This window comes from Spirosoma pomorum (assembly GCF_054776615.1).
On the sequence record NZ_BAAHBP010000041.1, the window covers coordinates 125,638 to 136,515 of the forward strand.

Annotated in this window: 10 protein-coding genes and 1 pseudogene; 7 read left to right on the plus strand and 4 right to left on the minus strand. The window is 53.0% G+C overall.

Going from position 1 to position 10,878, the window contains the following annotated elements; all coding sequences use genetic code 11:
* Positions 1-187 precede the first annotated feature (187 nt).
* Positions 188-946, minus strand: coding sequence for a LytR/AlgR family response regulator transcription factor (locus tag ACYVAD_RS25910; protein WP_461142462.1), 759 nt, complete (start codon positions 944-946; stop codon positions 188-190).
* The gene (locus tag ACYVAD_RS25915) at positions 943-2,010 is read right to left on the minus strand and encodes a sensor histidine kinase (protein ID WP_461142463.1); all 1,068 of its coding nucleotides are present in this window, start codon (positions 2,008-2,010) and stop codon (positions 943-945) included. Before ACYVAD_RS25915 ends, ACYVAD_RS25910 begins: the two co-directional genes overlap by 4 nt.
* Positions 2,011-2,262: 252 nt before the next feature.
* Here ACYVAD_RS25915 and ACYVAD_RS25920 point away from each other — a divergent pair, with 252 nt between their 5' ends.
* Positions 2,263-4,872 (plus strand): TonB-dependent receptor, encoded by a 2,610-nt coding sequence (locus ACYVAD_RS25920; protein ID WP_461142472.1) that lies wholly within the window; start codon positions 2,263-2,265, stop codon positions 4,870-4,872.
* A gap of 144 nt (positions 4,873-5,016) precedes the next feature.
* Positions 5,017-5,598: a YceI family protein gene (locus ACYVAD_RS25925; RefSeq protein ID WP_461142464.1), complete on the plus strand. Its 582-nt coding sequence runs from the start codon at positions 5,017-5,019 to the stop codon at positions 5,596-5,598.
* A gap of 81 nt (positions 5,599-5,679) precedes the next feature.
* On the opposite strand, the gene ACYVAD_RS25930 is transcribed toward ACYVAD_RS25925, so the two are convergent.
* Positions 5,680-6,093, minus strand: coding sequence for a hypothetical protein (locus ACYVAD_RS25930; RefSeq protein ID WP_461142465.1), 414 nt, complete (start codon positions 6,091-6,093; stop codon positions 5,680-5,682).
* Positions 6,094-6,214: 121 nt separating this feature from the next.
* Here ACYVAD_RS25930 and ACYVAD_RS25935 point away from each other — a divergent pair, with 121 nt between their 5' ends.
* From ACYVAD_RS25935 to ACYVAD_RS25950, 4 genes and pseudogenes are all read left to right on the plus strand, one after another.
* Positions 6,215-6,562, plus strand: a complete 348-nt coding sequence (locus ACYVAD_RS25935; protein ID WP_461142466.1) for a hypothetical protein — start codon at positions 6,215-6,217, stop codon at positions 6,560-6,562.
* Between the two features lie 81 nt (positions 6,563-6,643).
* On the plus strand, positions 6,644-7,675 hold the full coding sequence (locus tag ACYVAD_RS25940; protein WP_461142467.1) for a thioredoxin-like domain-containing protein: 1,032 nt from the start codon (positions 6,644-6,646) through the stop codon (positions 7,673-7,675).
* A gap of 107 nt (positions 7,676-7,782) precedes the next feature.
* Entirely contained in the window at positions 7,783-8,328 is a 546-nt protein-coding gene (locus ACYVAD_RS25945; RefSeq protein ID WP_461142468.1) for a hypothetical protein, read from the plus strand.
* 718 nt (positions 8,329-9,046) lie between these two features.
* A pseudogene (locus ACYVAD_RS25950) lies at positions 9,047-9,958 on the plus strand (DUF3179 domain-containing (seleno)protein).
* Between the two features lie 233 nt (positions 9,959-10,191).
* Here ACYVAD_RS25950 and ACYVAD_RS25955 read toward each other — a convergent pair.
* Positions 10,192-10,587 (minus strand): gliding motility-associated C-terminal domain-containing protein, encoded by a 396-nt coding sequence (locus ACYVAD_RS25955; protein WP_461142473.1) that lies wholly within the window; start codon positions 10,585-10,587, stop codon positions 10,192-10,194.
* On the opposite strand from ACYVAD_RS25955, the gene ACYVAD_RS25960 reads away from it, so the two are divergent.
* The coding region (locus ACYVAD_RS25960) for a hypothetical protein (RefSeq protein ID WP_461142474.1) at positions 10,534-10,878 on the plus strand (345 nt) is incomplete at its 3' end. The genes ACYVAD_RS25955 and ACYVAD_RS25960 overlap by 54 nt on opposite strands.

Genomic DNA, 10,878 nt, shown 5'->3' on the forward strand with positions numbered 1-10,878 from the left:
GAGGGGAATATACAGAGGTGTTTTTTTTCAACCTCCCTCTCCTAATTTTCCAGGAGGGCAACACGCAGAAGTCCCCTTTCAACCTCCCCCTCCTGTTGTAGGAGGGAGCCGGGGGTGGTAGTAATCCCCTACCCCTCCTAATTCCCACTATAAAATTAAACCGGGGGCACATCAACCCTAAACTCCCCTAAATCCACCGGCTGATAAACGTTCCGAACGCTTCCTTGTACTGATCGCTGACAGGTATCGTCGTGGCTCCGATCTGGACTGAGTTGCGCGTGACGGCGTTTATTTGATCCAGCGCCACGATAAATGACCGGTGCACCCGCATGAACTGCGACACCGGGAGTTTTTCTTCGAGGGCTTTCAGGCTCGTCAGCGCCAGCAGCGGTTTGGGATCACTCAGGCGGAATACTTTTACATAGTCTTTCAATCCTTCTACATACAGAATATCGCGGTAGGCAACTCGTACCAGTTGGTATTCAACCTTCAGAAACAGATACTCCTCCGACGCCGAAACCGGTGCAGCAGATGGTAACGCAACCGGCGTAGCTTCCGGTCGCTGGCGCAACTCAAAGTAGTGGCGTGCTTTACTGGCCGCCCGTAAGAATTCGGCGTAGTTGAACGGTTTGAGCAGGTAGTCGAGTGCGTCAACCCGGAAGCCATCGAGGGCAAACTGATCGAAGGCCGTCGTAAAAATCACCCGGGTGGCCTGCGCATCCCGCGTCGACCGATCCAGCATTCTGGCCAGTTCAAGACCGGTCAGGTCGGGCATCTGAATATCCAGAAACACGACATCAACGGGCTCATGCAGCATGCTTTGCAGGGCTTCGATGGCACTACTGTAGCGGCCCACCAGCCGCAGGAACGGCGTTTTTTCGATGAAGGAGCAAACCAGCCCCAGCGCCAGCGGTTCGTCATCAACCGCAATGCAGGTAAGTGTCATGACAGGTGTACGGTTAGCTGTACCTGGTATTCGTTGTCCACGGTATGCTCGTTGATGAGCAGGTCGTACTGGCCCGGATAGAGTAAGTCGAGTCGCCGACGAGTATTCGTCAGACCAATACCGTTTCCAGTTTCCAGCGAAGGCGTTTTCTCGTTCAGCAGCGTGTTTCGCACGTCCAGCACCAGTTGATCCGTCGTTTGCTCCACTTTGATCGAAATCCGGCTGGGGAGCAACGTACTAACGCCGTGTTTGAACGCATTTTCCACGAACGGCAGCAGCAGCATGGGGGCAATAGCCTGCTCTTTTACCACGTCGGGCGTATTTACGGCCACGGTTACTTTGTCAGTCAGGCGCAGCTGCATCAATTGAATATAATCATTGACGAACGCCAGTTCTTTGCTCAACAGTGTCGTGCCCGACTGGGTTTCGTAGAGGACGTAACGCATCATCCGCGAGAGTCGATGCAGGGCTTCCTGTGCCAGCTCCACATCAATAGCGGTCAGAGCGTAGATGTTGTTGAGCGTATTGAAAAAGAAATGGGGATTTATCTGCGCTTTCAAAAACGACAGCTCCGAGGTGGTTTTAGCCTGTTCCAGCGCCAGCCGGAGGTTAGCGTCCTGCTGCCATTTCTGGAGCAGGCTCATGCTGGTACTGATACCCAGCACCAGTAAAATCGTGACCAGCGTGGGTTGTACCCAGCCATAGTATCTCGGCTCGCCTTTACCGTCGGGATGAAACAGGCGATGGATCAGTATCGGCAGGTCGAACCAAAACTCAAGACTGCCAACCACCAGGACGATAAAGACGATGACGCCCATTACGGCCAGCAGATATTGCCCAGTCTGGTTCAGCCGTAGGAGCCGGGGCACCAGTATCAGGGCATTCAGGTAAAACGTGGCCACGATCAGACAGAAAAAGATGAGTTGCCGAATCCAGAACAAGGGGGGCATCTTAAACGTAAAACTGAAACTCTGCGCAAAAAAAAGCAGGTAGCCCAGCAGCCCCCAGCCCAGTACGTGGATGAGCCAGGTAATGTAACGACGGGAAAACAGGGATGCAGCCATAGTCCGTTGGAAAGAGGCAAGTTTACCGCAATTTTATCAGTTGGCTGCCGTCAATCGCCGGTTCACCCGCTTTTATCGATAAGCGAACCGTTCTGACCGATGAATGAACCCATTTTTCGGCTACCTGGCCCGCCCTACTTTTCGTCGGTCAAAACGGTTAATCTGCCGACATATTCCGTGGCTCTGTCTATTGCATTTTTAGAATATCGAAACCAGCTGTTGCTTTGGTTCATCAATCTTCACTGCAAAAAGATGAAAAAGCACATACGTCCGTTTTTACTCACCTTAAGCCTGCTCGTTGGGCTGACACAACTCGCCCAGGCCCAATTTGGCGCTCCGGGTGGTGGTCCCGGTGGCCCTCCGGGCATGGGCGGTAACAACGAACGCCAAAAGAAAGAATTCACGGGCGTAGCGGACGACACACCCAAAGGAAATGGTAAAATAACGGGAATACTCGTCGACTCGACGACGGGAAAACCGGTTGAATTTGCGACCATTGCGCTGATCAATACCAAGACAAACAAACCCATCGACGGGACTACCTCCGACGCGAAAGGAAACTTCTCGCTGACGAAACTGGCACCGGGCGACTATCGCCTTCAGTACTCTTTTATCGGCTATAAGAATCGGGACTCGAAGCCGTTCACCGTTGCCAAAGGAACGGAGTTGAACATGGGTTCGGTCAAGCTGCCCGCCGACGTGCGGACGCTGGGCGAGGTGGTCGTAACGGGGCAGGCCGCCTTGATCGAAGAAAAGGTAGACCGCTTGGTTTTTAACGCCGACAAAGACATTACAGCTAAGGGCGGTGACGCCAGCGACGTGCTGAAACGGGTGCCTATGCTGTCGGTCGACCTGGACGGTAACGTAAGCCTACGCGGCAGCAGCAACATTCGGGTGCTGATCAACAACAAACCCAGTACGATTGTAGCTTCTAACGTTGCTGACGCGCTGAAGCAACTCCCCGCCGACATGATCAAGTCGGTGGAGGTGATCACGAGCCCGTCGGCCAAGTACGATGCCGAAGGTGCCGCCGGTATCATCAACATCATTACCAAGAAAAATACGCTCCACGGCCTGACGCTGAACGTTGATGCCGGAGTGGGTCTACGGGCGTCGAACCTGGGGCTAAACGGTTCGTACCGTCAGGGCAAGCTGGGCATTACACTGGGCGGTTTTGGCCGGGCCATGTACAACCGGGCGTCATCGACACTGGATCAGACCACGCTGGTGGGTACGCAGCAGCAACGCACATCACAGCAGGCATCGGCCTTTGACAAACCAGTCTTTGGGCAGTATACAATGGGTATCGACTACGATCTGGGCAAGAACCAATCGCTCTCGGCCGGCATTCGCTATGGTACACGTAATTTCGTGCAGCAGCAGAATCAGCTGACCAGTTCTTATATTGGCAACACGCTACAGAGCGTAACCAACCGCGACGTTGACCGCCGGGATCTGTCTAACTCAGTCGATATGAACCTGGATTATATCCGGACGTTCAAACCCCAGCAGGAATGGAGCATCTCGACGCAGTACAGCCGTACGGGCCTGACCAACAACTTCTTCGCCGACATTCTCAATCAGGACGGCACCCTCACGGGTCGTCAGCAGAACATCAATAACAACACGAACCAGGAACTGACTATCCAGACTGATTACCAAACGCCCATTCGCAAAAATCAGTTGCTGGAGTTTGGTGGCAAGGCCATTATGCGGCAGGTTGACAGCCGGTACCAGTACCTGATTGGCGGCAGCACCGGCAGCGTAGGCATCGACCTGCGTAACCCGCCGGGCTCGCTCAACTACGACCAGAACATCGGCGCGGGTTACATATCCTACACCTACGTAACACCCAGCAAGTACACCTTCAAGGTAGGGACGCGCTACGAACGCACCAGTATCACAGCGACTGCTAATGAGAACATTGCGCTGAACATTCCCAGCTACGGTAACCTGGTACCCAGCATCAACATCTCCAAAGGGCTGAAAGGGGGCGCTACGATGAAGATTGCCTACAACCGCCGGATTCAGCGGCCGGGTCTGCAACAACTGAACCCGAACCCGAACGCGGCTAACCCACAGAACATTCAGATTGGGAACCCGACGTTACGTCCCGAACTGACCGACAACCTGGAAATGAGCTGGAGCTCGACCATTAAAAAAACGTACCTCAACGCGGCTGTATTCGGCCGTCTGACCGACAACGCCATCTCGCAGATCCGGATTCCGTCCGATTCGCTGGCGGGTGCCCTGATCACAACGTATCAGAATATCGGAGTACAACGCACCTACGGCGCCAACGTATTTTTCAATACCAACCTGACGCCAAAATGGAGCATCAACGGGGGCATCGACGGCTATTACGTCTACATGCAGGGCCTGACGCCGGGGGCCGATGGCAAGTCGATCACGATCAGCAATTCAGGTGTTAGCCTCGGCGGTCGGTTGATGAGCCAGTTGCAGCTGAATAAAGGCTGGAGCGCGCAGCTGTTCAGCTTTATTCGCGGTCCTCAGCCACAGCTTCAGGGCACCATGGGCGGGTTCTATATGTACTCACTGGGCGTTCGGAAAGATCTGGCCAACAAACGGGGCAGCATCGGTATAGCCGCCGAAAACTTCCTGGGTAACGGTGTGGTGATGCGGACCAATCTGGATTCGCCCTTATTGTCGCAGGTCAACGTCAACCGCCTGTACAATCAGAACCTGAAAATTACCTTCAACTACCGCATTGGCAAAATGAGCTTCGAAGAACCCCGCCGGAAAGCCCGCTCGGTCAACAACGACGACGTAAAAGGCGGTGAAGGTGGCGATGGCGGTGGTCAGCAGCAGCAAAGCGCCCCAGCTGGCAACCGTCCCCGGTAATTGACAAGTCAGCCTGTACGTATCTGTGTGTAGTTGTTTACCTTTCTGGTGCGGCTACCATAATAAGTGCAGGCCAATGATGCTCTGATGTATTTAGTTATCTCTATTTCATTATTTTTACCCAATCCAATTCCAATCATACACATGAAATCATTCCTCTTCTCTGTCGCGACCTTACTAGCCGTCACGACAGCCAATGCCCAGACAACCTGGACCGTCGACAAGGCGCACGCAAAAGTTGGCTTTGGTGTCACCCACATGATGCTGACCGAAGTTGACGGCAACTTTAAAACCTTCGACGCCAAAATCACCTCGTCGAAACCTGACCTGTCGGATGCTGTTGTTGAACTGACTGCCGACGTGAACAGCGTTGACACGGACAACGAACGGCGCGACGGTCACTTAAAAACCGCCGACTGGTTCGACACGGCCAAGTACCCAACGCTGACCTTCAAAAGCACGTCGTTCCAGAAGGTAGAGGGTAAAAAGTATAAACTGATGGGCAACCTGACAATGCACGGCGTCACCAAGCCTGTTACGCTGGATGCCGTGCTGACCGGCCCCGTTACGATGGATAGCCCACGTGGCAAGCAGGATAAAGCCGGTCTGAAGCTGAGCGGCACGCTAAAACGCAGTGACTTTGGCGTGGGTTCATCGAACACGGCCGTCGTTGGTGACGAAATCGAGATCAAAGCCGCTGGCGAGTTCAACAAACAGAACGGCTAACGGACCAGCGTTCCGGCTGTACGCATAAAAGGGAGGTTCTGCTTGAGCAGAACCTCCCTTTTGTATTTGCCACTAGTCAGGCTATTTTTTCGTGGTCAGGACCGTTGGCCCATCGGGATACTGGACACTGGCATCATTTTCAGCCGTGATGTAAATCCGGTCTGGTTTCTCGGTTTCCGTCGCATTCAGCTCAGCTTTCAGCGCTTTTGAGAACAGCCCCGTCGACGTCGTAATCTGGCCTATCTTCTTCGCCGGTTCTCGGCCGCTTTCCATCCAGACGATGTACGTACTTTTCGGCGGGTCCAGCTTTTGCGGCTCGGCCAGGTTCGCGATCCGGATTCGAATGGCGTAGTTATTATTACGATCCTTCTTTACGTTGACCTCACCCGTCGCCGATGGAACGATTGACGAATCCAGAAAACTCATCTTTGGCGTGCAAGATTCCAGCGCCAGAAGTAGTAATAGTGCAGTGGTTACTGAATAAATCGTTTTCATACACATAAAGTCTATGCCCATTTTAACCGGTAAATCCCCGTTGATGTTTGACTTTACCACGTAGTCAGGCTAGATTACCATACCTTCAGCGTAAACTGAATCGCTCTCCACCCGACTTCTCATGAAACAACTACTCTTCCCTATCCTGTTGACGACGCTGGTTGCCTGCCGGCGCGACACGGTCTCCTCGGTTCAACCAACGTTCGATGCCACCGTGCAGAGCATTGGGGGCGACTGTAATTTACCCCTGCTCAATTTCGGCAACCGAACCAACGACGTAACGCAGATCGCCGGTTCACCCTCTGCGAATGGGTTTTACTACGCAATCAGTCTGCCGAAAGCCTATCAGAAAGCGGGGCAAGCCATAACGACGACGATTCGCCAACCCACTACCAGCGAACAGGTTGTCTGCACGACTATGGGGCCTGCTTATCCGGCCGTGGTGACTGTGTCGGTGGCGGAGCGATAAGGTTTGGCTGTCAGCTAGCCCAGTTTGAAAAGCAGTCCCCTTCGTCTCACATAGTTACCTTGTCTCTACCAGTATTTTACCATGCCATTTCTGAACTGCACATCGAAATACATTCTGGTCCTGTTCCTGCTTGCTGCTCACCTGGCCGACGGACAAAAAGCAACCAAGAATTTCACGTTAGTATGTCGCCTTGAGAACGGGGATACCTTGCGGCAGTCAACATTACTTAATTCAGTCTCTGGCAGAAGAGACTCCGTTACCATCAAAGACGGGCAATTCACGTTTACGGGTCATGTAGACTATCCTTGTTTTGCTTTCGTCTCCGTCAGCAAATTGCTTCAACAGGTTGTCTGGTTGAGTAACAATACGATTCAGGTAGACTTCGCAGTTGGTAGATCGCAGCAGGGGCAGCCAGAATTACGGATGCAGCAAATCAGTGGCTCTCAGGATGCAATTGATCGTTTTCACCATTCCATAACCCTTCTCCCGCTGTACCAGCAGAAGAAATATCAGCAAATCAATGACTCAATCCGGGCGTATGTTGGCAATCACACCAATTCATTTTACGCTGTAAACCTGATCAGTACTTACTTGGAGATATTGGGAGCCAGTACGGCTAAAGAACTACTGGCGTCTATCAACTCTGAAGCGAAGCAGAGCGTTGAGGCCCAGTATCTTGTTCAGCGTATTCAGCGAGCCGAGACAAATGCGCTGGGAAAAACGGTCCCCGACTTTGCCTTACCTGACACCGCAAACAAAATTCGTCGTTTATCAACCTTTTCTAAACCGTATACATTGATCCATTTCTGGGCCTCCTGGTGCGTACCTTGCCGAGAGCATAATCCAGAATTGGTTGCGTTGAAACGAACTGCCGACACGAATAAACTTCAGCTCGTCGGTGTTTCCCTGGACAAAACAAAAGCAGCCTGGATTAGAGCCATTCACAAGGACAAATTGGATTGGATTCACCTGTCCGACTTCCAGGAATTTGATGGTGACGTAGTGAAAAAATTCTCCGTTACGTCCATACCATACTTGCTTCTTATCGATCAGAATCGAAAGGTATTGGCGACCAATCTGGAAGACGCGAAGCGATTAATTTACGGCAAATAAACCATGAAACTTCAACCAGACACGTTTCTGTTTCAGCAGCCCCTATTAGCACTTTAATAAGAAATAATTGCGCTGACACGTATCTTTGCTGAGACACGTATCAGTATATGCTAAACCGGCTGGTCATCGTTGGCTTATTTGCCCTGCTTCTCTGCCATACTCTGGCCAGTGCCTTGTTATGGAGTATCGGGTGGTGGCAGGCTGAAGGCGACCTCTCGGATCGCTTACAGGTCTACCGGTCGGTTGACAGCATCGTGGAGTTTCAGATTCCGCTCGATGATTCCGCCGATGGTAACGTTATGACTCGTACTACCGAAGACGGGTTTCGCCACCAAAGTCATTATTACAACGTCGTTAGTCTGGAGATTATCAATGATACGCTGCACATTGCCAGTCTGGAAAGCCACAGTCACCGATTCTGGTCCGACGATCTGCTGGCTTTTCTCAATGATCACCTGACTAAGTCAGACAACGGTCACAAGGCAAACCAGTTGCTCAAGTTCCTGCTTAAGGAGTATTCTCCTACTAATCGAAATGTGTTTGCGTTCGATCAACGGCTTTGGCGCGAATCTATTCGCATTCCAGAGGCACCCGTTATCTTCGCCACGCGTTCTGCCCCCATTCACTTGCCCCCTCCCAATCGAATTGCCTGATCACAGGTATCCCGCCCACCCGTCATCGCTGAAAATCGACAAACCTTAGCCTGGTTATGTATTATTATTAGCGCTTGCCGGGCATAAACCAATGATCTAACTTGTATGTAATTCTGAAAACGCCCACGTCAGAGTGTACCAGAATCGCCACTGAGATAGGGCTTATTCATTGCTATCCCAACTGACACTGTAGGCTGTTCTGCCGATCAATCGCTACGTCGATGGTCCGGCACATGCTCACTTACTAAGCCGGTCGCTGGTCATGTATGGCGTAACATATATTGGTCAACTAGTAGCATGTCTACTAAAACGAACGCGAGCCGGTTACTCCTATCTATCCTCAAAGACAATATCAGTTCTGCCGGACTATTCCCAAGAACGACAACTCTCAAATTACCTCTGGATGAAAACACGCTATTGGTTCCTGATCGGTGTCCTGTTGTTGAGCTTGCTCGAAGCAGCACGCGTCTATTTTATTATGCCCTTTCCTGGCAGTCAGCTTGACGACGCGGCCAGCCTGAGCCGACTGGAAACGGCGTACTGGTTGCACCAGTATACGCCTTGGTTTAGGATTGCTGGCGGCCTGGTATTGCTTTTTCTGGCTTACCGACTACTTAGTAAACCGGCCCGGTCCTGGGAACGTTGGGTTGTAGCGGGTGGAGCCGTTTTGTATGGCGTTGTGTTTTACGTTGTCAACGAAGAAATGATGGCCGACCGGATGTTCCAACAACCAATCCATAAACGGGTAGTGGCATTAAATCAGAACAAAATTCCGCTGACTAAACTTGTGCTGGGCGTTGCGTCAGGTGGGCAGGCCACGGCCTATCCTATTCAGTTGATTGGGTATCACCACCAGGTGCGCGATACTGTGGGCGGTCAATCCATCATGGTTACTTACTGCACGGTATGCCGAACTGGCCGCGTGTTTAGCCCTGAGCCGGGTGGGGAAACCGATAATTTTCGCCTAGTCGGTATGGACCATTTCAACGCGATGTTCGAAGATCAACGCACCGGTACCTGGTGGCGGCAGGCTACGGGCGAAGCTGTTGTGGGTCCCCTGCGCGGGCAGCAGCTTCCCGAACTAGGAGCTCGGCAGATGACACTTGGCGAATGGGTGCTTGAACACCCGAATACCCGCGTTTTACAAGCTGATTCGGCTTTCCGAGAATAATTCGATCGCATGAAAAACTACGAAAAAGGCCTTTCAACGGGGAAACTAACCCGGCGCGATTCAGCCTCCTGGCATCCTAAATCATGGGTCGTTGGCCTCCAATGGGGTGATGCTGCTACCGCATTCGACTGGAATCAGCTGCAAACCAGACGCGCCCTGGTTGGGACCGTAGGTACAGAACCTGTCCTGCTAACAATAGCTCCCAATGATGTTTCTTTCAGGGCCTGGAGTCGGCGGGTTGACGGGAAAACGCTTACGTTCAGTTGCGCTAACCGACAGTTAGTCGATCAGCAGACCGGTTCGGTCTGGACCTGGCGGGGCACCTGCGTAGCCGGTACGCTAAAGGGGCATCAACTTGCCTTTATTCCGCAAGCCTACCAAGAGTTCTGGCATTCGTGGCGGTCCTTTCACCCCCAGACTAAACGGGCACTTGCCGTAGCAGATCGCCCCACTAGCTAACATTCAAATAGTTAACTATTAACCCAATATTTAGGCTACACGAAGAATACCAATCCGTTAATCTCTTCTCCGCTCTCAAACCAGCCCGCACCGCTTCTGTTCTTGGCTAGATGCGGTGCTGCTGATCACAATTCTACCCTAATGTCAGAAAAGTGGGTCGACTTCGGCACTTCCTTTCCGCTACGGCGAACCGTTCCCTCTCCTCCCTTTCCTCCTTTCTGCTTGTTCCCTCTCTAGCGCATACTCATCGCATCCCGGATGATCTGCACCCAGCCCTTGATCACCTGAGCCGGCGCCGACCGGTCCAACACCGCGTAGCGAACACTAGCCTGGTAGTAGTACTGCCCGCTCGGCAGATCAACCCCCTCCACCGTCTTGCCGTTCCACGACAGCGTCGGTCCCGTGCTCTCGTACACCTTGCTCCCCCACCGGTTGTAGACCGTCAACGTCACCTGCTCCACAAAACGAGGACAACGCATCGGCACGAACACGTCGTTCTTGCCGTCCCCGTTGGGGGTGAACACGTTGGGCAGCACCAGCTGCGGACACGCATCGTTGCAAACCCGGTTCGAAGGTTGACTCTCCAGACCCCGCTGGCTCACCGCCGTTACGTAGTAGCAGCCCGCCACCGTGGTCAGCCCCCCGTGGTCGAAACTGGTGGTGGGGGCCGGTACGCTGGTCAGCGCCCGCAGCGAGTCCTGCTCGTAGCGGGCGTAGTAGATGCGGTAGCTGGCAATGTTGGGGTCGCAGGTGGGCCCGCTGGTGGGCTGCCACCGCAGCCGGTTGGTGAAGCTGGTCTGGTCGCAGAAACTTTCGTTGGTCAGACTGGCGCAGTTGAGGCTGTCCAGCTCCAGCCGGGGTGGGCAGGGTCGGGTGGTGTCGGTGGGCATGGCGCAGATGAGCTGGCTGTAGTTGACCAG